Source organism: Salinispira pacifica, from assembly GCF_000507245.1.
Classification (GTDB): domain Bacteria; phylum Spirochaetota; class Spirochaetia; order DSM-27196; family Salinispiraceae; genus Salinispira; species Salinispira pacifica.
This window is the reverse complement of sequence record NC_023035.1, coordinates 989,996-1,011,718: the sequence shown is the minus strand read 5'-3', so window position 1 is coordinate 1,011,718 and position 21,723 is coordinate 989,996. Positions and strand designations below refer to the sequence as shown.

General features: G+C 55.9%; 21 protein-coding genes. 12 read left to right on the top strand and 9 right to left on the bottom strand.

Annotated features, from left to right (window positions below; translation table 11 throughout):
• Nucleotides 1-12: 12 nt before the first annotated feature.
• Complete coding sequence (locus L21SP2_RS04465) at nucleotides 13-465, bottom strand: Lrp/AsnC family transcriptional regulator (protein WP_024267309.1); 453 nt, start codon at nucleotides 463-465, stop codon at nucleotides 13-15.
• Nucleotides 466-638: 173 nt separating this feature from the next.
• On the opposite strand from L21SP2_RS04465, the gene L21SP2_RS04460 reads away from it, so the two are divergent.
• The 4 genes from L21SP2_RS04460 to L21SP2_RS04445 all read left to right on the top strand — a co-directional run bounded on the left by L21SP2_RS04460 (nucleotide 639) and on the right by L21SP2_RS04445 (nucleotide 6,305).
• Nucleotides 639-2,942, top strand: coding sequence for an indolepyruvate oxidoreductase subunit beta (locus L21SP2_RS04460; RefSeq protein ID WP_024267308.1), 2,304 nt, complete (start codon nucleotides 639-641; stop codon nucleotides 2,940-2,942).
• Entirely contained in the window at nucleotides 2,939-3,862 is a 924-nt protein-coding gene (locus tag L21SP2_RS04455) for a phosphate acyltransferase (protein ID WP_024267307.1), read from the top strand. The genes L21SP2_RS04460 and L21SP2_RS04455 overlap by 4 nt, the downstream gene beginning before the upstream one ends.
• 14 nt (nucleotides 3,863-3,876) lie before the next feature.
• A complete protein-coding gene (gene buk / locus L21SP2_RS04450; RefSeq protein ID WP_024267306.1) occupies nucleotides 3,877-5,001 on the top strand; it encodes a butyrate kinase in 1,125 nt (374 codons plus the stop codon).
• 113 nt (nucleotides 5,002-5,114) lie between these two features.
• A complete protein-coding gene (locus tag L21SP2_RS04445) occupies nucleotides 5,115-6,305 on the top strand; it encodes a pyridoxal phosphate-dependent aminotransferase (protein ID WP_024267305.1) in 1,191 nt (396 codons plus the stop codon).
• Here the strand turns inward: L21SP2_RS04445 and L21SP2_RS04440 are convergent.
• A complete protein-coding gene (locus L21SP2_RS04440; RefSeq protein ID WP_024267304.1) occupies nucleotides 6,298-7,155 on the bottom strand; it encodes a hypothetical protein in 858 nt (285 codons plus the stop codon). The genes L21SP2_RS04445 and L21SP2_RS04440 overlap by 8 nt on opposite strands.
• A gap of 271 nt (nucleotides 7,156-7,426) precedes the next feature.
• Between L21SP2_RS04440 and L21SP2_RS16850 the strand changes: the two genes are divergently transcribed.
• The 3 genes from L21SP2_RS16850 (at nucleotide 7,427) to L21SP2_RS16845 (ending at nucleotide 9,730) form a co-directional block, all read left to right on the top strand.
• Nucleotides 7,427-8,263 carry an alpha/beta fold hydrolase gene (locus tag L21SP2_RS16850; protein WP_169730422.1) on the top strand — a complete coding sequence of 279 codons (837 nt, stop codon included), beginning with the start codon at nucleotides 7,427-7,429 and terminating at the stop codon, nucleotides 8,261-8,263.
• A gap of 30 nt (nucleotides 8,264-8,293) precedes the next feature.
• Nucleotides 8,294-8,893: a hypothetical protein gene (locus tag L21SP2_RS04430; protein WP_024267302.1), complete on the top strand. Its 600-nt coding sequence runs from the start codon at nucleotides 8,294-8,296 to the stop codon at nucleotides 8,891-8,893.
• An 84-nt stretch (nucleotides 8,894-8,977) separates the two neighbouring features.
• The gene (locus L21SP2_RS16845) at nucleotides 8,978-9,730 is read left to right on the top strand and encodes an NRDE family protein (protein ID WP_169730421.1); all 753 of its coding nucleotides are present in this window, start codon (nucleotides 8,978-8,980) and stop codon (nucleotides 9,728-9,730) included.
• Here the strand turns inward: L21SP2_RS16845 and L21SP2_RS04420 are convergent.
• The 5 genes from L21SP2_RS04420 to L21SP2_RS04400 are packed head-to-tail and all read right to left on the bottom strand — an operon-like array spanning nucleotide 9,672 to nucleotide 14,072.
• Entirely contained in the window at nucleotides 9,672-10,151 is a 480-nt protein-coding gene (locus L21SP2_RS04420; protein ID WP_053335578.1) for a YHS domain-containing (seleno)protein, read from the bottom strand. The genes L21SP2_RS16845 and L21SP2_RS04420 overlap by 59 nt on opposite strands.
• A 49-nt stretch (nucleotides 10,152-10,200) precedes the next feature.
• Nucleotides 10,201-11,211, bottom strand: a complete 1,011-nt coding sequence (locus L21SP2_RS04415; RefSeq protein ID WP_024267299.1) for an ATP-grasp domain-containing protein — start codon at nucleotides 11,209-11,211, stop codon at nucleotides 10,201-10,203.
• Nucleotides 11,208-12,116: a 1-acyl-sn-glycerol-3-phosphate acyltransferase gene (locus L21SP2_RS04410; protein WP_024267298.1), complete on the bottom strand. Its 909-nt coding sequence runs from the start codon at nucleotides 12,114-12,116 to the stop codon at nucleotides 11,208-11,210. The genes L21SP2_RS04415 and L21SP2_RS04410 overlap by 4 nt, the downstream gene beginning before the upstream one ends.
• A complete protein-coding gene (locus L21SP2_RS04405; protein WP_024267297.1) occupies nucleotides 12,113-13,471 on the bottom strand; it encodes a bifunctional phosphopantothenoylcysteine decarboxylase/phosphopantothenate synthase in 1,359 nt (452 codons plus the stop codon). Before L21SP2_RS04405 ends, L21SP2_RS04410 begins: the two co-directional genes overlap by 4 nt.
• A gap of 46 nt (nucleotides 13,472-13,517) precedes the next feature.
• Entirely contained in the window at nucleotides 13,518-14,072 is a 555-nt protein-coding gene (locus tag L21SP2_RS04400) for a GtrA family protein (protein WP_024267296.1), read from the bottom strand.
• Between the two features lie 280 nt (nucleotides 14,073-14,352).
• Here L21SP2_RS04400 and L21SP2_RS04390 point away from each other — a divergent pair, with 280 nt between their 5' ends.
• The 5 genes from L21SP2_RS04390 (at nucleotide 14,353) to L21SP2_RS04370 (ending at nucleotide 18,832) form a co-directional block, all read left to right on the top strand.
• Entirely contained in the window at nucleotides 14,353-15,483 is a 1,131-nt protein-coding gene (locus tag L21SP2_RS04390) for a YncE family protein (protein WP_024267295.1), read from the top strand.
• A 55-nt stretch (nucleotides 15,484-15,538) separates the two neighbouring features.
• Nucleotides 15,539-16,588 (top strand): YeeE/YedE family protein, encoded by a 1,050-nt coding sequence (locus tag L21SP2_RS04385; RefSeq protein ID WP_024267294.1) that lies wholly within the window; start codon nucleotides 15,539-15,541, stop codon nucleotides 16,586-16,588.
• A 37-nt stretch (nucleotides 16,589-16,625) separates the two neighbouring features.
• The gene (locus L21SP2_RS04380; RefSeq protein ID WP_024267293.1) at nucleotides 16,626-17,543 is read left to right on the top strand and encodes a sulfurtransferase; all 918 of its coding nucleotides are present in this window, start codon (nucleotides 16,626-16,628) and stop codon (nucleotides 17,541-17,543) included.
• A gap of 106 nt (nucleotides 17,544-17,649) precedes the next feature.
• Nucleotides 17,650-17,898, top strand: a complete 249-nt coding sequence (locus L21SP2_RS04375; RefSeq protein WP_024267292.1) for a sulfurtransferase TusA family protein — start codon at nucleotides 17,650-17,652, stop codon at nucleotides 17,896-17,898.
• 64 nt (nucleotides 17,899-17,962) lie between these two features.
• A complete protein-coding gene (locus tag L21SP2_RS04370) occupies nucleotides 17,963-18,832 on the top strand; it encodes a sulfurtransferase (RefSeq protein ID WP_024267291.1) in 870 nt (289 codons plus the stop codon).
• A gap of 16 nt (nucleotides 18,833-18,848) precedes the next feature.
• Here the strand turns inward: L21SP2_RS04370 and L21SP2_RS16840 are convergent, their stop codons facing one another.
• Both L21SP2_RS16840 and L21SP2_RS04360 read right to left on the bottom strand, forming a co-directional pair.
• Nucleotides 18,849-21,149, bottom strand: a complete 2,301-nt coding sequence (locus L21SP2_RS16840; protein ID WP_024267290.1) for a hypothetical protein — start codon at nucleotides 21,147-21,149, stop codon at nucleotides 18,849-18,851.
• A complete protein-coding gene (locus L21SP2_RS04360) occupies nucleotides 21,137-21,679 on the bottom strand; it encodes a TIGR03546 family protein (RefSeq protein WP_024267289.1) in 543 nt (180 codons plus the stop codon). The genes L21SP2_RS16840 and L21SP2_RS04360 overlap by 13 nt, the downstream gene beginning before the upstream one ends.
• Nucleotides 21,680-21,723 lie beyond the last annotated feature (44 nt).

Below are 21,723 nucleotides of genomic sequence, written 5' to 3'. Positions count from 1 at the left end.
GGAATGTCTAGTTTAATACTCCACCCCGCTCCGTTCCACAAGGGTGGAGAGCACTATGGTGGAACTTGTGCGGTCGATTCCCGGAATGGTGGTGAGCCGTTCACGGGTGAATGCCTCAAAATCTTCGATGTTGTCGCAAACCACTTTCATGAGGTAATCCTTTTCACCCGCCAGCCGGTCACACTCCATTACCTCCGGAAGGTCCGCAACCGCCTGATTGAAGCGGTTCATCAGCTGGGCGTTGTGCTGGCGCATGGTGATGAATATGTACGCTTTGATGTGTTTGCCCAGTTTCCGCCGGTCCATCAGAGCTGTATAGCCCCGGATCACTCCGCTGCGCTCCAGTTTGCGAACCCGCTCCAGGCTGCTTGCCGGGGAGAGGCCGATGGCTTCCGCCAGCTGCTGGTTGGTAATGCTGCTGTCCTGCTGGAGCAGATTGACGATCTTTCTGTTTATTTCATCCATAACTCTTCTCATCCATTTATACTGGCTGACCGTATTTTATTAGCTTTGTTCTAATATAATACATATATTATTCGTTAATTTTTTAATTATTACAACTTTTATTCGCTTGAATTTGCCAAATTCCGCTTTTGGGTCTATAAAGAATAGAGACCACGTACCAAAGGGGACTGACAATGAAAGATCTCGTTCTATTGGGAGATGAGGCCCTTGCTCTGGGCGCAATACATGCAGGGATTTCCCAGGCATACGGATACCCGGGCACACCTTCCACGGAAATTCTTGAATATCTGCTGGACCGGAAAGATCAGTGGACATATACGGCAAGCTGGTGTTCCAACGAGAAGACCGCCTATGAATCGGCGGTTGGGGCATCCTTAATGAACCGGCGCTGTCTGGTGACCATGAAGCACGTGGGGCTGAATGTGGCGGCGGATCCCTTCATGAACTCAGTGCTCATGAATATCAAAGGGGGACTGGTGCTGGCGGTCGCCGATGATCCGGGAATGCATTCATCCCAGAACGAACAGGACAGCCGCTGGTTTGCCGATTTCGCCGGGATGCCCTGCCTTGAACCCCGGAATCAGCAGGAAGCATACGAGATGACCCGGGCGGCTTTTGATCTTTCTGAGAAGTTTCACGTCCCGGTAATGGTAAAACTTGTGACGCGGCTGTCCCACTCACGGGCGGTGGTAACTCCTGCAGAGGCCAGAAAGGAAAATCCGGCTGAGAAGTTTACCGGGATCACCGACTACATGGTTCTCCCCGCTGTGAGCAGGAAGCATTATGCCGATCATCTGAATCTGATACCTGAGCTGGAGTCCTGGAGCAGCTCCAGCCCTTTCAACCGCCTGGAGCACAGCGATGCTGCAGGAGACACGGCGTACATCACCACCGGGCTGGGGGGCAATTATTACGAGGAGAACCTGCCGGAGCTGGACGTCCCCCCGGCCAGACTGCAGATCGGAAGCTATCCCATCCCCGTGGAACTGATCGCCTCGTTGAGCGCGGGGCGCAGCAGAATCATCTGCCTGGAAGAAGGCTACCCGTATGTGGAGCGGCTTCTCTGCGGGCTGTTGCCCTCAGAACTGACAATTTCCGGCAAGATGGACGGCACGGTTCCGGCCAGCGGAGAACTGAACCCGGATAATGTGCGTCCGGCCATGGGTCTTGCGGAAATGAAGCATGCCATACCCGGGAAGATTCAGGGAGCACACGGAAAGCGGGATCCGGATTCAGCTCCGGCCTCTTCCCCGGTTGCAGCACCCTCCTCGACCGCAATTGCAGCTATGGAACTTCCCATGCGGCCTCCCCAGTTGTGCCAGGCCTGTCCCCATGGCGATACCTTCGATGCAGTCAACGATGCACTGAAAGACGAGACAAGCAAACTGGTGACCAGCGATATCGGCTGCTACACCCTTGGGTTCCTGCCTCCCCATAAAACCATTGAGACAGCCTTGTGCATGGGAGCTTCCATTCCCATGGCCCGGGGCGCTGCGGAGGCGGGCATGCATCCGGTTGTCGCCACCATCGGCGACTCCACGTTTATGCATTCGGGGCTCACCGGCCTCGCTGATGCGGCCTCCGCAGATATCCCCATGACCATTATCATTATGGATAACGAAACCACAGCCATGACCGGCGGCCAAAATACCATAGTGCGTTCCCAGCAGATCCGGAATGCGGTGCTGGGCCTGGGGGTTGATGAGGAGCATCTTCTGGACCTTACTCCTCTGCCGAAAAACCGGGAAGAGAATGCACGGCGGCTGAAGGAGGAGTTTCACCACCGGGGACTTTCGGTGGTGATCGCCATCCGGGAGTGCATTCAGACTCTGAAACGGAGAAACCGGATGGAACCGGAAGCCCCTGCCGAAGCACAGCCGGTTGAAACCTCCGGCGCATCTCCCGGGAAGGTGAAGTATGACATCATCCTTGCCGGCGTGGGCGGTCAGGGGATTCTCTCGGTGGCGGCGGTGATCGCAACGGCGGCCATGAACGCGGGTCTGCAGGTCCGTCAGTCAGAGGTTCACGGGATGGCCCAGCGGGGAGGGGCGGTACAGGCCCACCTGCGGATCAGCAGTTCCCGTATTCCGTCGGATTTGATCGGGTTCGGAAGAGCGGACATGATTCTCAGCATGGAGCCCATGGAAGCCCTTCGCTACACCCGGTATTTGAGTCCCCTGGGAAAAGTGGTAAGTGCAGCGGAGGCTTTCACCAATATCCCCGACTATCCCAATCTGGAAGATATTCACGGCGAAGTGAGGAATATTGCCGGCGGGGAGCTGATCAACACGGTAACAGCTGCAATGGAGGCCGGTTCATCCCGGGCGGCAAATATGGTTCTGGTTGGAGCTGCCTCCAGACACATACCCCTGGATGAAGGTTTCCTGCTTCAGGGTGTTCGAGAATTGTTTACCGCCAAGGGAGAAAAGGTGGTCCAGACCAATATTGCTGCATTCAAGGCAGGGAGGCAGGTATGAACCGGGAAATGGAAGGTTTCGCAGGACTTGAACTACGGATGGCGGGTGATGCGAAAACCATTGCCGTGGCCGGAGCCCGGGGAGAACAGGTTTTCGCCGCCCTGGCCGAAGCCGGAAAAAGGGGGATTGCCTCTTTTCGGCTTTTCGGAGACCGGGAAGAGATACGCCGGTACATGACCGGGAGCGGGCTTAAGGAGGGGGAAATCGTGCATTGCAGCAACGATCAGGAGGCCTGCGACCGGGCCGTTGACGCTGTTGCGGAGGGTTCAGCCGACCTGCTGATGAAGGGCAAGGTACCCACTCCCCTCCTGTTGAAGACTCTCCTGAACCGCCGGGAGCTGAATCCCGGGCATGCCTTGCTGAGCCATTGTCTGGTGCTGGAAAAACCCGGAGGTGGATTTCTGGGGATCAGCGACGGAGGAATGGTCATGCATCCCGGTGTTGAGGAAAAACGGCGGATTATCGGCTCTTCAGTTGATCTGTTTCACGCTCTTGGAATCCCCCGGCCCAGGGTGGCTCTTTTGTCGGCCACCGAACAGGTGAACGAAAAACTCCCTGAATCCACGGATGCAGATCTTCTCACCCGGGCCTGGGAGGAGGGGGACTTCCCCCGATGCATCGTCCAGGGGCCTATGGCGCTGGATCTTGCGGTGAGCAGGGATTCCTGCGAGGCAAAAGGATATGAGGGGAAGATTCAGGGGGATGCGGATATTCTCATTGCCCCGGATATTACCGCCGGCAATGCCCTGGGAAAAGCCCTGATCTATCTGGCGGGATATGCCGGCGGGGGACTGATACTGGGTGCGAAGGCTCCGGTAATTCTTCTTTCACGAAGCGACAGCGCCCGGGAGAAACTGAACTCCATACTGCTGGGGCTTACCGCAGCAGCCGGCGGGAATACACAGGAAGAGCCGGGCTGAAATGGAAGATAAATATGAGAGTACAGAACAACGAAGAAAGGCAGGCGGAAATGAAGAGTGAAACCAATGCTTCGCCAAGCCGGTTCCTGGTTATCAATCCCGGTTCCACCAGCACCAAGGCGGCAATATACCGGGGAAGCAGCCAATGGGAACTGGAAGAAGAGGCACAGGCATCCCTGGACCATAACGGGAATATCAGCAGCATGGAGCCGATTGACCAGCTTGAACCCCGCCTGCAGGCGGTGGAACGGTTCCTTGAAGAACATGACAGCTCCGGGCTCAGAGCGGTTGCAGGCAGAGGCGGTTTAACCCGCCCCCTGGAAGCCGGGAGCTACGGCATCAACGATGGGATGATCAGGGATCTGAGCAGTGCCCGCTACGGCAATCATGCATCCAACCTGGGAGCCCTCATGGCCCGGCGCATTGCTGAGCAGCGGAAAATTCCTTCGCTGATTGCGGACCCGGTGGGGGTGGATCAGTTTGAGCCCCCGGCACGGTATTCCGGCTGGCCGGGCCTTGAACGGAAATGTCAGCTCCACGCCCTGAACATGCGCTCTGTGGCCAGAGAAGCGGCCCGGGACATGGGCGGCGTCATGGAAGATTTCAACTTTATTATCGCCCATCTGGGAGGCGGGATCTCAATCGGCCCCATGACCGGAGGCAGAATTATCGATGTGAACAACGCCATGGACGGCGGTCCTTTTTCGCCGCAGCGCTGCGGAACGTTGCCCCTCACCGGTCTCATCGATATCTGCTTCAGCGGGGAGTACCGCTCTGCCGGAGAACTGAAGAAGGCACTCACCAGAACCGGCGGACTGAACGCCTACCTTGGAACCGATGACGCCCGGGAGGTAATCCGGCGCATAAAGGACGGTGACGAAAATGCGCAGAGTGTGTACCGGGCAATGGCGTACCAGATTTCCAAGGAGATCGGGGCCATGGCCGCCGTGTTGAAGGGCCGGGTTGACGCCATCATTCTCACCGGGGGTCTTCCAAGGCCGCCCCTTTCTGACTGGATTGCAGAGCACTGCTCCTGGATCGCCGGGATTCGTATTTATCCCGGAGAAATGGAACTGCTTGCCCTGGCCCGGGCGGCGGCCAGGCATGTGTTCGACGGAGAAGTGTTGCTTGATTACTGAGTGGTCCCGGATTAGCCACAGCTACGGAATTCGGAGCACTCAGGGATTTATGATAATTGAATTGGACGGGGCCCATTTTCACCCGGTTAAGCCCCTCCGGGAAAGGATGATACATGGCAGTGGCGCGAAGAATAGATCAATTACTATCCGGCGGTTCGTTGATCCGCAGGATGTTCAACCAGGGACAGCAGCTGAAGGAACGCTACGGTGCGGACAATGTGTTTGATCTGAGCATCGGCAATCCGGATCTCTCCCCGCCGCCGGAGTTTTACCGCGCAGCTGAGAAAATTCTCGGTGAATCCATTCCGGGAAAACACGCCTACATGAACAATGCCGGGCTGGTCGAGGTACGGGAGAAAATCGCCCAACGGGTGCGGAGGGAGCAGGATGTGGATATTTCCGCCGGCGGTATAATTATGACCGTGGGAGCCGGAAGCGCCTTGAGTCTGGCATTTCATTGCCTGGTCAACCCCGGCGACCGGGTACTGGTTCCTGCACCGGCATTTGTGGCCTACCGCAACTATCTGAGCGTACACGGCGGTGTTCTGGAAATCGTGCCCGGACTGCCGGATTTCTCCATAGATCTGAACGCTCTTGAGGAAATGATTGATGAAACAACTGCTGCGGTAATTATCAACTCGCCGAACAATCCCAGCGGAACCATCTACCCGGAGAAAAGCCTGGCTGATCTTGGACAACTGCTGGAACGCCTGAGCAGACTCCACGGCAGGCGAATATATCTCATAAGCGATGAGCCCTACAGAGAAATCATCTACCGGAAAGAACCCGTGCCTCCGGTGTTTCAGGCCTACCCCCACAGCATCATCTGCTATTCCTACTCAAAGTCCCTTTCCATTCCCGGGGAGAGGATCGGCTGGGCGGCCGTGCATCCTCTGGCCGAGGACCGGGACAAAATCGTTGCGGGAATGACCGGAGCAACCCTGAACATGGGCTACACCAATGCCCCGGCACTCATGCAGAGAATTGTGGGAGAAATAGACGGATGTGCAGTTGATGTGGAACGATACCGCCGACGGAGGGATCTGCTGGCCGACGGGCTCAGGGAGATCGGCTATGAGTTCGAACTTCCTCAAGGAGCTTTCTACATGTTTCCCAAAGTACCCCGGGGATACGGCGGGGACGATGATATGGCATTCTGCGAACGGCTGGTGGAGGAGAAAATTCTTACCGTGCCGGGAAGCGGCTTCGCCATGCCCGGCTATTTCCGAATCTCCTACTGTGTGGATGAACGGATCATTCAGGGGAGTCTGCCCGGATTCCGCCGGGCGTTTGAGACTACCTGAGCGTCCGGGCTGAGGCCAGGCCCCGGGTGGCCATCAGGTGGGTGTCGGCAGCGAACATATAATCGCCGCCGTGGGTGAATACAAAGCTGTTCAGCCCGGGGGTGAGTATGTCGGACCACGAACCCCAGCTGTCGCTGGAATAGTCGTACATTCGCACCCGGTCGCCGGTCACTTCGGTGTAGAAGGTGGTGGTAGTGCCCCTGCGGAATCCCCCGGGAAACTGCCGGGTTATGCCGTAGACCGTCTCCTGCTCCCCGTAGGGTTCAAGCTCACCATCGGGCCCGCTGTAGTTATCTTCATAATAATCCAGGCGGGTAATGCGCTCACCGTTTTCAATGGTATAGGTCTGAACAAAAACATCCCTGAATTCCCCGTCCAGGATATCCTCTGAATACACCCATTCCCCATCTTCATTTTTCAGATAAACCTGATACAAGCCGTCTTTTCCGGGGAGTGCGTTGAAGGTGGCCGTGACTTCCAGCTCCATGCTGGTTTCAAAGGGTGCGGCACTGTATTCTGCCAACGAGAGGCCTAATGTGCGGTTTTCCCGGTTAAATGCGTAGGTTCCGGAGTAGGTTTCAACCAAAACTCTCCCCTCGCCGGTCTCCAGGTCTCCGTCCAGATCCGAGGCTTCATCCTCATAGTCATAATATTTTTCCACATATGTCCCGTCGGGGGAAAATACCGTTTCTTCATAACTTCCGTAGTACACCACTTCGCTGAGTACCCGGCCTTCGGCCCCAAGGGGGACAAGGGGAACCTGGGTAAACCCCAAGACGTCGCAGGATGAGATGAGCAGCCCGGAAAAAATCACGGTGAGTACGGCAAGAAAATACGGAAAACGTTTCACAGAAAGCCCCCTAATGTATATTCAAATAGTAGCAGGAGGCTGGGGGTTTTTCAATATACGGAATAGAGGTGAACTGCCGTGCAATGCACATGGACGACTCTCACCGGCAGGCAATCCATGATGTGCGCTCTCCGGCTTATTCCACATTCTTTGGGGCATTCCAAAAATGCCTTGATCTGATTATAAAAACCCATATATTTGAACCATGGCAACCCTTGTATATACATCCAACCCTTCTTTCCCCCGGGCGGCGGTGTCCAGGATTCTTTTTGTGGCGGTAGTGCTGTTGCTACTATTGAGCATGGGCTGCGGTACGTTCCGGATGAGCGACAGAAAGCTTGAATCCCGGCTTACCCGGTCCCAGGTGCCGTTCACCCTGGGTATGGAGGAAGCAGGGGGTCAGGCTGTGCGGGTTCTCCGGAGTACCGGTGCAGTCCCCGGAGCACCTCAGATTTTGTTCATTCACGGCGCTCCGGGATCCCTGGATGACAGCCTGCCCTATTTCACCGAAAGCGGATTATGGGAAGAATACCGGCTTGTTGCCTATGACCGGCCGGGCTACGGGTTTTCCGCATACGGAGAGCCGGTTGTGGATCTTGAAGCACAGGCCCGGGTTGCCCGAGACCTTGTGGAGCCGGGTGCCCTTGTGGTGGGGCATTCCTTCGGCGGGTCGGTGGCCATGCGGATGCTTCTGGATTACGGCGGAGATGTTGCCGGCGGTCTGATAATCGCAGGGGCCCTATCCCCGGAGGATCAGAAACTGTTCTTCTTTAACCGTCCCGCTTCCTGGCTGCCTTTCAACTGGATGCTTTCCGGAGCCTGGAAGTCGGCAAATGCAGAGAAACTGGCATACCAGGAAGAACTGAGGAAGTTCCAACCGTTATGGGATTCGATGAAAGGCAGGGCTGTGCTGGTTCACGGCACCCGGGACCGTCTTGTACCTTATGAAAACTCCCTGTATGCCATGAGCATGATCCCCCGGGGAAGAGCAACGCTTCACACACTTATAGGTGAAAATCATTTCATCCTTTGGTCGGAGAAATCCCGGATGATAGAATTAATTGAAGAAATACAGCGGAAGCAGATCCGGAGTATAATGAAATACTGACGTCCGGAAATCAAATTCGCGGAGGGTAAAATGTCAGATATAAACAGGAGTACAAACACCCATCAAACCCGGCGGGCAGACAGCGTCTCAGGTTCCGCCGGGCAGGAGGCCGGGGAGCTTCGGACCTTCCTGATCGACGAAAATCTGGGGTTGTTGAAACAGGGAAGAGAAGTGATTGCCTCCCTCAGCGCAGGGGAGTACTCCCGCCCGCTGGAGGGAACCCGTGCCGCCGGAACCGTGGGAAAGCATTTTCGCCATGTGCTGAATTTTTATCAGAATCTGTGTGAACACACCGAGGGTGTGCTGAATTACGATACGCGCATTCGGGATCCGGATGTGGAGAACAGGCCCGAGTCCGCTCTCAAGCTTCTGGGTGACATAGAATCCATGCTGAATGAATGGCGCAACCCCGGGGGTTCCCGGGAACAGTCGATCGTTATAGCAATAGGAAACGGTTCTGAAAGCATGCATCGTATGGAAAGTTCTCTGGAGAGAGAGCTGAAATTTGTTCTTGAACACAGTCTGCACCACTATGCCATTATTTCCATGGTTCTCAATTCCAGAAATATTCCCGTGCCGCCGGAGTTCGGCATAGCCCCCTCCACCCTGGCATTTTTGGGCAGGAGATAAATATCAACTCCATGAACACGGTTCCGGAAATTCCATTCCCGGCCCGATAAAAACCTCAACTACCCGGAGCAATGCATGTGTACCATGACGTTTTTTCCAGAAACAGCAGGCGGAACACCCCGATGGATCTTCTTCAACAGGGACGAACAAAGGACCAGAGGGCGGGCCGAACCGCCGAGGCTGTTCAACGGCAGGGGCGGTGATTACCTCATGCCCGTGGACCCCGACAGCGGCGGAAGCTGGATGGGAGTGCACAGCAACGGCTTTTTTCTTGCATTAATCAACAATTACCCCGGGGACCAAATCATCAGAGATCCGGGGATGCGGTCCCGGGGTCTGCTCATTCGGGACCTGCTGGAATCAGGCCGGCCGCCCCTCCACCCGGATATTGAACGGCAAATCCGGAACCACGAGTATGCCCCGTTTTTTCTGGTTCTGCTTGGACAGCGGCTGACCCGGGCATGGGAGTGGGACGGAAGCATGATCACAACACTTGATGTACCTGGTGACAGGCCGGGAATTATCTCCAGCAGCGGAATTGAGCATGGCCGGATTACAGCGCAGCGGAAAGAGCAGTTTCAACGCTTCCTGGGTGAAGCCGGCGGCGCCGGACCTCAGTGGGATCCGAAAAAGTTTGCAGACTTTCATCGGCGTACATCCTCCCGCCGGCCGGATGAAGCCATCTGCATGAGCAGAAGCGACGCTCACACCGTATCAATTTCCGAAATTTGCCTGGATCAGAATGAAGCCCTGCTGCACTATTACCCGGATCCTCCGTTTACTGATCCTCTGAGCTACGGGGTTGCAGTGCAGGCCAGTTCTCATCCGCAGAATTGATCATGCCCTCCAGATCATTCACAAATCTCCGCTGTGTTCTCCGGTTGAAATTCAGAAACAGGCGCCCCTGGTGAATAACCCACTGCTCGGGATCCACCGGAGCAAGGGAACCGCCAGCCACTGCATAGGCGCAGTATGAATCGTATTCCGGCAGATACGCCTGTGGATCGGCAATGAACATCTGCCGATGCTCCTGTGAAATGAAGCGGTAGGTCCTGCCGTCATACATGCGGGTGATTTCAGGATCCCCCTCCCGGGCCTCTCCCAAGGTGAAATAGGCAACCGGATCGTATCCTTTCAAGGCTGGTTCGCCTCTTGAAACCATCCCCCCCTGGGAAAACAGATTCACCGTATTCATACTGACTATGCAGCAAACAAGCAGCAAAGCTGCTATTCGTTTCCAATTCATATGAGTCTTCATATATGGCTCCTTTTCCGAATGTAATTTTCAGGTATTCCTTTCGGAGGTTTCATTTTTTCTGCCAGTAATGGCTTCGGATTTCCTTGAACAGGCGGCGGGCAGATTCAGGAGAATGACCGGCTTCCATATTGGCTTTTGAGATTATCGCCACGTCTTTCCAATGTGTCAGGAGATCCTTCCAGCCCCTGAGAAGGCCGTAATTCGGGTCGTAGATATGAGCCGGCTCGCTGTTAACCCCGTTCACCTCAATCACTTTGAAATCTCCCCGGAGCAGGGAATGTTCGCTCTTTGTCTTGATATCCAGCCTTCCCAGATAAAACCCGGGCATTGCCGCCGCAAGGGGTGCGAATGTCTCCGCCAGGGATGGTGAGATAAGCCGGTTTGCATCCAGGAAGGTGGCACCCCGGGCGTGATTGCCGATTTCTGTAAGCCTGAACCGCTCATCCGCCGGGAGAATCTGCTCCCAGCGCTCTGCATAGCGCCGTTTCAGCATGCTGATATGATATCTGCAGCGGTCGTCGGCCTTCACCAATTCTTCAAGACTCCGTGTGCCGTCGCCGGTAACCTCCAGTCCCTGCTTCTGTACGATGGATGTGATTCTCAATTCCCTGCTCCGGGGATCCTGTACGAGCATTACCCCGTATTCCAGTTCATCCGGGATGTATTCCTGCAGGAGAAGCGCCCGCCGGGCAACATTCAGATAGTTCCGGGCTTCCACGGTATCACGGATTTTTTCCACTCCGTATCCTCTCTCTCCCACATCCGGTTTGAGAATTACGGGAAATTCCAGCCGGGAATCGGCCATGGCTTCCAGGAGTTCATCCATATCGGGAGGGGATGGAAAGAACAGGGTTTTCGGCAGATACCGTTGCGGAAGAACTTTCAGGGATTCGTATTTTGAATACTCCACAAATCCGCCGAACTTCATTCCCGGGTTGGCCGCCAGGAAATAGGTCAGCTTTCCCCGGGCAATTCCGTGAAAGAGAATGCTGAAGTACACGGGGATATACACCAGGGGGAAGGGCCAGAATTCCCATTTCAGGAACTTGGGAAGCCTCATATTCTTCTCCCGGCGGAAATATCAAGAGAATACAGATCCCGGCGGATCCGCCGGTTCCATTCATTAATATCCCCCTCTTTCAATTCGTCCGCCGAATATCCTCTCCCGATTCGAGTCTCCAGTACCCTGCCCCGCTTTCGGAACATTTCATCCACCAGCAGAAGCATTTCGATATTGAATCCGATACCGAACCATCGCCTCAGATTTGCCGTTCTATAAAAGAGATTCCGGTTGGTGCCGGCGAAAAACGCCGGAACGACAGGACGACCGGTATCCCGGGCCAGACGGACATAACTTCGGTTCCAGGGAAGATCCCTGAGTTTTCCGCCTTTTTTTCTGCTGCACAGGCCGGCCGGGAAGTGAAGCAGGGCTGCCTGGGAGGCAAACAGGTCCCGGTACAGCTGCTGGTTCTGCCGGTTTCCCCCGAGTTTATTCACCGGGACGAAGAGCTCTCTGAGATTGGGAATATTCATAAGGAAATCATTCACCATCAGCTTCACTTCAGGGTAATGCCGGGAGAGTACGGAAAGAAGAACCAGCCCGTCCAGGCCTCCCAGGGGATGGTTGGCAACCAGTACCGGACGGGTAAGGCCTGCAATATGTTCTTCCCCGCGGATGGTTATTTTCACCTCAAAATAATCAAGTGCGGCATTGATGAAATCCGCCCCCCGCAAATGTCCGAAGCGGGCAAGGGCGTCATTCAACTCACGGACATGCAGCAGGGATTCAAGGCGGCGAAGCAGCACGGCGGGGATTTTCGCAGCCAGGGAGGGATTTTTTCCCGCGATAATCCTGCGCATATCGATGCCGGACAGTTGGTGCAGAGGCCTGGGTCCGCTGCCGGCGGATCTTTGCACCTGGGGGTGTTCTGCGTCGGGCTTTCCGGAGAAGGATGGTTCGCTCATGCCCTGCCTCCCGATTCATCCGCTGAAGAACCGTCCAGCCCGCTTTTGAGTACGACACCGGAACCGCTGTGAGAAACGGAAGGGAGGCGTTCGACTATGTGGCAGACAATATCTTCGGCTACCCGTATTTTGGATTTCAGCGCCCCCTCCTCTCTGCTTCCGTCGGAAAAATAGATGGTTACCGAATTGGTATCGTGGGCGAACCCCGCCCCCGGGGTGTTGAGACTGTTGAGCACAATCATATCAAACCGCTTCTTCCGGAGTTTGGTGAGGGCATTTTCCTCTTCATCCCGGGTTTCCAGAGCAAACCCCACAATGAACTGATGATCCCTGCGGATTTCAGCCAGAGAGCCGGCAATATCCACGGTGCGCTCAAGTTCCAGACTCATGGCTCCGGACTGCTTTTTCATCTTGTGCCGGTGGGGAAAGGCCGGGCGGTAATCCGCCACCGCAGCAGCCAGAACGGCAATATCCGAATCGGGGAAGTGATCCCGTGCAGCCTCGTACATCTGCTGTGCCGAACGAACATCGATCCGCCGGATCCCGGGATGGGCGGTACTCATGCGGGAGGGACCGCTGATCAGGGTCACATCGGCGCCCGCAGATGCCAGTGCTTCGGCGATTGCATAGCCCATTTTGCCCGTGGAGCGGTTGCCGATGTAGCGGACAGGGTCTATGTCCTCATAGCTGGGGCCGGCGGTAACCATGGCCTTTCGCCCCTTAAGGGAGGCGGACTTCGACAACTGGGGCGGCCCCGGGTCAGAACGATCATGATCCCCGGGAGCTGAACCGGCAGCATCGGCGGCGCGGGAGCCGTTATCCAGGTCTTCCAGGATCCGGGCGGCAATAGTTTCAGGCTCCTCCATCCGGCCCTTACCGCTGAGTCCGCTGGCCAGTTCGCCTTCGGCGGGTTCGATAATCCGCACCCCGTCTTCCCGGAGTATGGAAAGGCTGCGCCTGGTTGCAGGGTGGGCATACATATCAAGATCCATTGCAGGAGCGGCATACACCGGACAGCGTGCGGAAAGATAGGCAGCCAGCAGGAGATTGTCGCAGCCGCCTGCAGCCATGGACGAAAGGGTATTAGCCGACGCCGGTGCAATCACCATTGCATCAGCCCACAGGCCCAGTTCAACATGACTGTCCCATTCACCGGTTTCCGGATCAAAATACGCGCTGCTCACCGGGTTTTTGGAGAGGGAGGAAAGAGTAAGGGGGGTGATAAAATCTCCGGCCGCAGGGGTCATCACAACTTTCACATCCGCACCTGCCTTGATAAAACATCGTACAAGTTCGGCGGACTTGTATGCCGCAATGCTTCCGGTAACACCTAAAAGGATTTGCCTGGTTCTCATGCTGAAACTCCCTGTATTGTATGATCTGCATCCGGGGATTATTGTATCATACCAAATCCGTATCTCCCGCTGCTGTTTCACGTCCTGTTATTCGTCCTCCTACTGCTTCTGTTACTGGTCCTGCTACTGGTCCTGCTGCCGGGGCACCTGCGGATGAGGGGGCGGATGAGGCGGGAAACACCACCACTCTCCGGTAGAAAAAATTCCAGACAAACACCAGAGCCATACCCAGTGCGTTGGCAAGGCGGTAATCCAAAACGGCATAGCGTTCGGAGAGGGTATGAATGCTCATTGCGGCAATCCCCAGAGAAACCACGGCTCCCAGGACATACAGAAGAGATTCGGTGGCTGTGGCATGCCGTCCCCGGGGTTTGAATATCCAGTATTTTGACAGCAGGAAGGTGAAGATCAGTGCGGTAATGTAGCTCGCGGGTTTGAGAATGCTGGGAACCAGCCCGGTAAGATCAATAAGTATCTCCAGAACCAGCCAATCCAGGAAAAACGCCGCCCAGGCGGTGAACAGGGATTTGATAAACTGCACCGGTACGGTGGCACGAGAAACCGGCTGCTGTGGTTCGTCGGGATACCTGGGCTTATCCATGCCATAAATATACTATTGACCGGCTCTGTGAGAAAGCAAAATGTTGCATCTACAAGTATTTTTTACCGTTTCATCCTCATAAACCCGAAAAATTGAAAAACCCCTCTCAATATACTTGACCTTATTACTTTGTTTAGTATACTTACTGACATTGTTAAGTTTGAAGCAGGCATTGTGAATTGAGAGAACGGGAGCCCGGAGCATCAGCCTTTTCAACTTTGGTTCTTGAATGCCGGGTTCATTGGATTCATAGCGCAGAGGGACTTCCCCGGAGGTTTTCATGTCAGGACAAAGCAGGAAGCACGGCATCGCATTTCCCCTGGGACCTGTGATCGCAGCAGCAGTCACCATCCTTCTCAGCATTTCAGCTGCAGGGGTTGCCCGTCATCCCGGCGGGACCGGATTTGTATCCGCCGCCGAGACTCATGTCATAACCGCCATTTCCGAAGAGGAGAAAAAACTCAGCTTCTATGACGGCGGGAACGGCAGGCATCTGGCCAGCAGAACGCTGGAATTCAGGCCGTCGGTGTTGCGCCCCACCCCGGGGGGAGTATCTGTTTTTGTGGCATACAAGGATGCCCCCTACCTGGATGTATTCAGCACCGAAACCTTTGAGTTTCAACGACGCAATGAGATCTCTGCATCTGGGGTTGAAGAACTGGTTTTTTCTTCCGACGGCAGCAGACTCTATGCTTTTTTTGAAGATGAAACCCGGGGAAGCACAGTTCAGGAATATCAACACGAAATGCTTGAGATTCGTCCTTCGCTGAATGCTCCTGCTGGTGATATTCACAACAGGGGACTGATGGGCGGCAGCGGACGCCTGATCTACACCTGGGGGGAAAACGGCCTCAGAAGCATTTTTACCGCAAATCTTCAGGAGATTGCCCGCTATGGAGAACCTGTGGAGGGACTTATTCAGGCTTCAAAGGGTGAAGTTTTGCTGGCCGTTTCCCGGGGAGAATTGCGGGTTTTGGATCCCAGGTCCCTGGAACATACCGAAAACCAGTCCGGGACCTCAACAGAAAAGACCGATCCGGCTTCACCCGGCTATTCCGGGGACATAATCGAGCACAATGGCCGGATATACGCATTAACCGCTGACCGAACCGGTGTGGATGTGTATTCCGCCGGAAGAAATCCGGATGCATGGAAGGAACAGGGAATCCCCCAGCCCGGGGCACGTATTGCACTGCCTGGGACTGCCCGGAGCCTGGTCAGCGGTGCTTCAGGCGTGCTGATACCCGGAGATTCCGGGCAATGGTACGGCATTTCCGGCGGCAGAGAGCTCATCCGTCTTTTTGATTCTGATACGGATGCAGCCTCTGATACAGCTGCGGTTTCTGATACGGCCGGGGATCTCTTCCGTACCGCAGTAATCCGCAGGGACGGCAGCTTCGCATGTTTTTAACCCGTCGGGTTTTTGAACGAATTCCGGACCGGAACAACTGAAAACGGAGGAACCAATGGAATCGAACACGCTTATCACCATTATTGCCGGGCTGACACTGGGAACGGCCCTGGGCTGGGTGCTTCAGAAAGGGGGGTTCTGCATGAATACCGCCTTCCGAAGCATTCTGTTCGAGAAAGACCGGAGTCTGCTGAGAAGCTGGCTGATTGTGCTGCTGATAAATATTCCCGGCGTGACCCTGCTTTCTCAGATCGGGGTGGTTACCCCCTCGGTGGCACCGGTCTTCTGGCCAGCTCTGATAATCGGCGGGCTGATATTCGGCGCAGGGATGGTTCTGGCAGGCGGATGCGCCAGCGGAACATATTACCGGGCGGGACGGGGCATGCTGGGTTCCTGGGCGGCTTTGCTGTTCTTTCTGCTGGGAACGGAGATGATGAACGGGGGAATACTGAATCCGCTGCAGACTGCGCTTCGCCGCCCCAGAATTCTGGGTTCTCTCAGCGGCGACGGCAGCGCTCCAACCCTCTTTGATCTTGCGGGAGCCGAGACTCCTGCCGCCCAATGGCTTGTTGTGGGAGTTCTTCTCACTGCCCTGATTATTCCGCTGTTGCGGGCGCCGCGGCAGAATTTCGTGATCGGCTGGGGCTGGAAAAAGACCGGCATCCTGGTGGGAGTTCTTGCCCTGGCAGTATGGGCGGTTTCCGGAGCCTTGGGAAGAAACTTCGGTCTTTCGTTCACCCAGCCCAGCTGGGCGTTCATGGATGTCATCACCGACGGTGACGGTTCGGGGGTTGGATTGCCCCTCTATATTCTTCTGGGCGTTCCCCTGGGCTCATACATATCAGCCTGGATCGAGGGGGAGACCCGGCTTTCCCTGCCCCCGGGATCAACCCTGGTGCGACAGAGTGCCGGAGGTCTTCTCATGGGCAGCGGGGCAGCACTGGGGGGCGGCTGCAATATCGGTCACGGTATCAGCGGTGTTTCAGCCCTGAGTATTGGCTCCGCCCTGGGTGTGCTGAGCATCATGGCAGGATGCTGGGTTGCCACCTGGTTTGTTTTCAACGGATCGAAAAAGGCCGCTAAAGGGCCACAGGCAGTCGCATAGACTGCAAAATATATTTATTCGCCGGAGGAGGTACATCATGGCGAAGGTACACACATTACATTTGGGAAATTTCCGGAAAACCGGAATGATCGCTGCTGCCGCATTTTTCTTACTGAGCGCCGTGGCATGCTCCTCCCCGGGAGCAGAGCGGACGGCTTCAGATGAAATTCTTGTGAGCCCCCAATGGGTCGCAGATTTCAGCGGGGATATTACCATTATCGATGCGGCCCGGAGTCTCGAAGATTACCGGGCAGGACACATCCCGGGAGCAGTTCAGGCCGGCCGGTCTCTGGTGTGGGCTGAGGTGGACGGCATTCCCGGAATGCTGCCTGATCCTGAACAGGTCGCCAGGAATTTCAGGGATATCGGAGTATCGAATGACACGCCGGTGCTGATTTATGACGCCGGACACGGCTTGTGGGCGTCACGTGTGTTCTGGGCTCTGGAATACCTGGGCCATGGAAATGTGCACGTACTGGACGGCGGTCTTGCAGCCTGGCAGGAAGCGGGCCTCGAACTGTCCACCCAGGCAGTGCTGCCGGAAACCGGTGATTTTACCGCTGACGTTCAGAGCGAACTGATTGCAGACCGGGAGTACATCAGCAGCAGGCTGGATGATGAGAACCTGGTGGTAATCGATACCCGCAGCGCCGATGAGTACAGCGGCAGCGACGTGAGGGCGGAAAAAGGCGGCCACATCCCCGGGTCCGTTCATCTGGAGTGGACGGCAAACCAGAGCAGCGAAGGGGGATTCCTGGATTCTGAATCCCTGAAAAACCTGTATGAAACGGCATTGAGCTCAGAAGAAGTTGAGGCGGTAACTCTTTGCCAGACCGGCGTACGGGGAGCTCACAGCTACCTGGCGCTGCGGGTGGCGGGATACCAGAATGTCCGGCTCTACGACGGATCCTGGGCGGACTGGGGCAACCATCCCGACACAGCAGTGGAATCATAACGCAGCACCAACTGCAGGGTCATAGCAACCCGATCAGCAGGCAGCTTTTTTCCCGGCCCGGCCTGGAGGCCAGGGCCGGGAAAATAAGACTGCCGGGGAGAAAATTATGTCAAAGACAGATATTCAAAGCAATAAAACACTGGAACTCAGGGACGAAGTGTGTCCGTTCACCCTGGCAAAATCCCAGCAGGGTCTTCAGGAACTGGAAAACGGGCAGATTCTTGAGGTTCACCTTGGAAACAGCGAATCTGCGGCCAACGTACCCCGCAGCCTGGACCTGGAAGGACATAAAGTACTCAGTGTGGACAAACTGGGCCGGGGGCACTGGAAGGTGCTCATAGAGAAGGCGGAATAGCAGAACCCTGGACAACGGCAGATTATTGCAGTCCGATGAAACACGCCCCGGAAAGGATCAATACATGGAAATCAACAAACTGCTCATACACACAGATGAAGCAAGGCGCCTGATCAGGGAAGGAGCAATCCTCCCGGTTGATTGCCGCGGGAAAGACCAGTATTCCCGGGGACACATCCCCGGTGCGGCCTGCATCAGCGTAGCAGGACTCCAGGATCCCGAGTCTCCCGCGGGAGATCTGCTCCCGGAAGAAGAACTGATCCGGACAATCCGTCATGCGGGAATCGACAGCAGCCGCCGCCTTCTGCTCTACGATGAAAGCGGGCTGGTGCCCTCCGCCAAGCTGTTCTGGATCCTTGAAAGTCTGGGACGGAAGAATATCAGCCTGTTGGACGGAGGCTGGCCGGCCTGGCGGCAGCAGAATCTTCCCGAAGAGACCGGTAATGAGAATGTAACAAACGGCTCCGCAGCGTCAGAAACGGAGGCGGCAAACCCGGACGGCCTGTTTACCCGGTCCGGAGAGAATACGGCCACTGCAGAGCTGGAGGATGTCCTGAATGTACTGAATGCCGGCGACACCGCCATCGTGGATGCCCGAAGCGCCGGTGAATACAGCGGCGAAACGGTGACTGCCGAAAAAAACGGCCACATTCCCGGAGCGGTTCATATTGAATGGCAGGAGCATCTTGAGGATATTCTCACCCCCAGATTCAAACCCAAAGAGGATCTGCGAAAGCTCTATGAATCCAGGGGCGTTACACCCGGTCAGAACGTAATTGTATACTGCCGAAGCGGAACCCGCTCCTCACACAGCTACTTCACCCTCAGGTATCTGGGATATTCTGAGGTGAAAAATTATGCAGGGTCGTGGCTGGAATGGGGGAATCACCCGGATACCCCGGTCAGCTCAGCCGTTCGTTCGGGCTCGGATTAATATATCCGGTCCCGGATTAAAACCCCGGCAGGGAGGGCAGTCTGGATTCGGCTTCTTCGGCTGCCCGCTCGGCCGCCTCTCTGGCTGCTTCTCTGGCTGCTTCTCTGGCTGCTTCTCTGGCTGCTTCTTTGGCAGCTTCTCTGGCCGCTTCTTCGGCTTCCTCGGCCTGTCTACGGGCGGTCTCTTCGGCCTCTCTGGCTGCTTCCCGGGCGGCCTCTTCAACTGCCGCCGCCTGTTCGGCGATTATGTTTTCCACCCTGTTGAGAGCCTGTTCCCGGAGGTCCTGCAGTTCTGCACGGGTATCTTCCAGATTTTCCAGATCCAGCTCGGCCTCCCGGATGATATCTCCTGCGGGGGCATAGATATTTTCAAGACGGGTTGCCAATTCCTGTCTGTATGATTCGATCCGTGCGTTCAGTTCTTCCCTGAAAAGCTCCAGCTGCTGACTGATAATTTCATCCACGGTCCCCGAGAGAATTCCCGGGATGTTGCTCTCCAAACTGGTGCTTTCCCAGGCATCCTCCATCCTTCTTCCCTTGAATGCGATATTCAGCTCATCTGCGGCTTCCAGGCTTTGGGCAATTCGTATGGGCAGGGAGTTCAGCAGCTCCGAGCCGGGTGACTCATTATTTGCGTTCTCCGTCTGCTGAGCCGGGGTCACATCAACCTGGGAAAAGCGGAACTCGGTATCCAGGTTCAATCGGCCTTGGGAAGCCAGCACCACGTTTCCCTGGAAGGTTCCACTGGTGCGTATATGGCTGATGCGGAAAAAATCCGGCAACTGTTCAACCCGGCTGTTCAGTTCACTGGCATTCAGTCGAATCTGGAACTCTTCCAGTTCATTGGCACCCCTTGTCACCTCAAGGTTCATGGGCACCCCGATACTACCCTCATAGGTGAGCCGAAATCCGCCATCCTCTGAACCGCCGCCGATTTCCGGCCGGCTGCTCAGATTCCGCAGTTCCAGTCGCTGGGGTGTACCGTTCTCCGGAGATGCCCCTCCTTCCGCCCGTTTGAGCCAGAATGCCGGATAGCTTGACCGGGCGAACTGAATGTCCACGCCCCCCTCCCTGAACGGAGGGCGTCTCCTCCCGCCCGGCAGGCCCGGAGCCGCTGCAGCATCCTGATTTGCTTTGAAATTCCTGTAGATATCCAGGCCCCGGTACACTATTGCACTCTTCTCACCGAACAGCGCCTCCAGTCCGGATTGAAGAAATCCCCGGACCAGGCCGGCTGCGCCGGTATCCCGGACGTCGGCGATTTCTGTCCGAACCGATTCTATGTCTGCATTGATCTGTTCTCTCAGTGCATCCGCCCTGGCCAGGGTGTCGGCGTATTCCTCCTGCAGCTGGGTAACCCTGGATTGAAGACTGCTCTCCAGCTCCGATGCATCCTGAACCGCATCCTGCACACGGCCGGCCAGGGAGCGAAGCTTTTCCGGCTCCCTGAGATCCTCCGGCCGGGTATCTAAAAGATCCGAGTACTGGCCGGTAAACGATCGAACCTCCGTCTCAATATCATTGGCCCGGCCGCCCCATGCTTCAACCCGATCCTGCATGTCCGTAGAAAACTCTTCAATGGCCCGGGGGGCGGCAAATCCGGCCTGAAACTCCTGAAAGGCTTGCTCGGGATCCAGGCTGAGAGCCTGGAGCAGATCGTCGCCGAGCTGTCCCGCAGGAGCGGACTCTTCGGGAGAACCGGAATCTCCGCCCCGGGTATTCTCCCCGGCGGAACCGTTCTCCGAAGTCTCATCCCCGGCGGGGTCAAGGGCGGCTGACCGGGTGCGCTCTCCACCCCATCGCAAATCTCTGAACTGGATGTTTTCGATCACCAGGGAGCGGGAAAGCAGAGCCCTGCCGTTCAGGGCTATTTCCACATCCCTCACCTCAAACAGATTCCGGAAGGGCCGGGATGAATCTCCCTGGGCAAGATAGTCTATGCTGATGGAGGGCTGGAACGGTCGGACATTCAGACCCGAGATCTCGGTTCTGGCGGAAAATACTGCCTGCATTCCACTCTGAATTCCCCGGGTCACCAGGGGGTTGAGGAAGACGGTGAAAAATACGATCAGGCCTCCCAAAATAATCCCAAGTAGCACCACACGTGCCAGCCGTATGGTTCCCCGGTTTTTCTTCAGAATACCCCGGGCCTCTTTGAGAAGCTTCTTTTCTTCTTTATTCAGATCCTGCCTGAGAACGTACCCCCTGCCCTCCTCACGGTAGAGCTTCCGTACGGCTTCAACGTGTCGGGGACTGTGGAGATTCCTGAGCATCTTTTCGAATTTCCGAGGCGTGTACTTCTTTTTCATGACCGCCATACACCCTCCCCTGCGCCGAAGAGAATCTCCAATGCCCGGTACATATGCCGGAGAATCGGTACCCGTTTAATCCAGGGGAGAAGTCGGGGACGAATAATAGTGTCCCGGATGTAGCTTCGGTAGAATTTCACCAGCAGACGGAACACAGCGTAACTGATCAGCCACAGAGGCAGGGCAGCGGCCAGACCTCCCATTACCAGAGTGTTATTGAAGCGGGTCAATGGAACCAGAGGAAGTGACGCCATTCGGGTGAAAAGAGGATTCAGGGCCGGAGCGGTGAGAATTCCATATCCCAGACTGTGAAGCAGGGGATCCAGACTGCTTGCAAGCCACATGAAAAGTAGCATCACCAGAATCATTGCACCCTTATTGATTTTTACCAATGCAAATACAATAAAGAGAATCCACCAGCTGGCGTTTCCTCCGGGAAGCACTCCCAGAATCACCCCGCAGGCAGCTCCGGCAGCCAGCTCCCCTGGCCGCTGGTAGCCGTTGATGGCGGCGAAAAACCGCGATATTGATTTCAGCATACTGTTATCCTGTTCCCCACTTGGGGCTGCTCATACCGGGACTC

Bases quoted from the DNA above. Each gene is read 5' to 3' on its own strand.
- L21SP2_RS04465 (WP_024267309.1), bottom strand. From the start codon at position 465: ATGGATGAAATAAACAGAAAGATCGTCAATCTGCTCCAGCAGGACAGC.
- L21SP2_RS04460 (WP_024267308.1), top strand. From the start codon at position 639: ATGAAAGATCTCGTTCTATTGGGAGATGAGGCCCTTGCTCTGGGCGCA.
- L21SP2_RS04455 (WP_024267307.1), top strand. From the start codon at position 2,939: ATGAACCGGGAAATGGAAGGTTTCGCAGGACTTGAACTACGGATGGCG.
- buk (WP_024267306.1), top strand. From the start codon at position 3,877: ATGAGAGTACAGAACAACGAAGAAAGGCAGGCGGAAATGAAGAGTGAA.
- L21SP2_RS04445 (WP_024267305.1), top strand. From the start codon at position 5,115: ATGGCAGTGGCGCGAAGAATAGATCAATTACTATCCGGCGGTTCGTTG.
- L21SP2_RS04430 (WP_024267302.1), top strand. From the start codon at position 8,294: ATGTCAGATATAAACAGGAGTACAAACACCCATCAAACCCGGCGGGCA.
- L21SP2_RS16845 (WP_169730421.1), top strand. From the start codon at position 8,978: ATGACGTTTTTTCCAGAAACAGCAGGCGGAACACCCCGATGGATCTTC.
- L21SP2_RS04420 (WP_053335578.1), bottom strand. From the start codon at position 10,151: ATGAAGACTCATATGAATTGGAAACGAATAGCAGCTTTGCTGCTTGTT.
- L21SP2_RS04415 (WP_024267299.1), bottom strand. From the start codon at position 11,211: ATGAGGCTTCCCAAGTTCCTGAAATGGGAATTCTGGCCCTTCCCCCTG.
- L21SP2_RS04410 (WP_024267298.1), bottom strand. From the start codon at position 12,116: ATGAGCGAACCATCCTTCTCCGGAAAGCCCGACGCAGAACACCCCCAG.
- L21SP2_RS04405 (WP_024267297.1), bottom strand. From the start codon at position 13,471: ATGAGAACCAGGCAAATCCTTTTAGGTGTTACCGGAAGCATTGCGGCA.
- L21SP2_RS04400 (WP_024267296.1), bottom strand. From the start codon at position 14,072: ATGGATAAGCCCAGGTATCCCGACGAACCACAGCAGCCGGTTTCTCGT.
- L21SP2_RS04390 (WP_024267295.1), top strand. From the start codon at position 14,353: ATGTCAGGACAAAGCAGGAAGCACGGCATCGCATTTCCCCTGGGACCT.
- L21SP2_RS04385 (WP_024267294.1), top strand. From the start codon at position 15,539: ATGGAATCGAACACGCTTATCACCATTATTGCCGGGCTGACACTGGGA.
- L21SP2_RS04380 (WP_024267293.1), top strand. From the start codon at position 16,626: ATGGCGAAGGTACACACATTACATTTGGGAAATTTCCGGAAAACCGGA.
- L21SP2_RS04375 (WP_024267292.1), top strand. From the start codon at position 17,650: ATGTCAAAGACAGATATTCAAAGCAATAAAACACTGGAACTCAGGGAC.
- L21SP2_RS04370 (WP_024267291.1), top strand. From the start codon at position 17,963: ATGGAAATCAACAAACTGCTCATACACACAGATGAAGCAAGGCGCCTG.
- L21SP2_RS16840 (WP_024267290.1), bottom strand. From the start codon at position 21,149: ATGGCGGTCATGAAAAAGAAGTACACGCCTCGGAAATTCGAAAAGATG.
- L21SP2_RS04360 (WP_024267289.1), bottom strand. From the start codon at position 21,679: ATGCTGAAATCAATATCGCGGTTTTTCGCCGCCATCAACGGCTACCAG.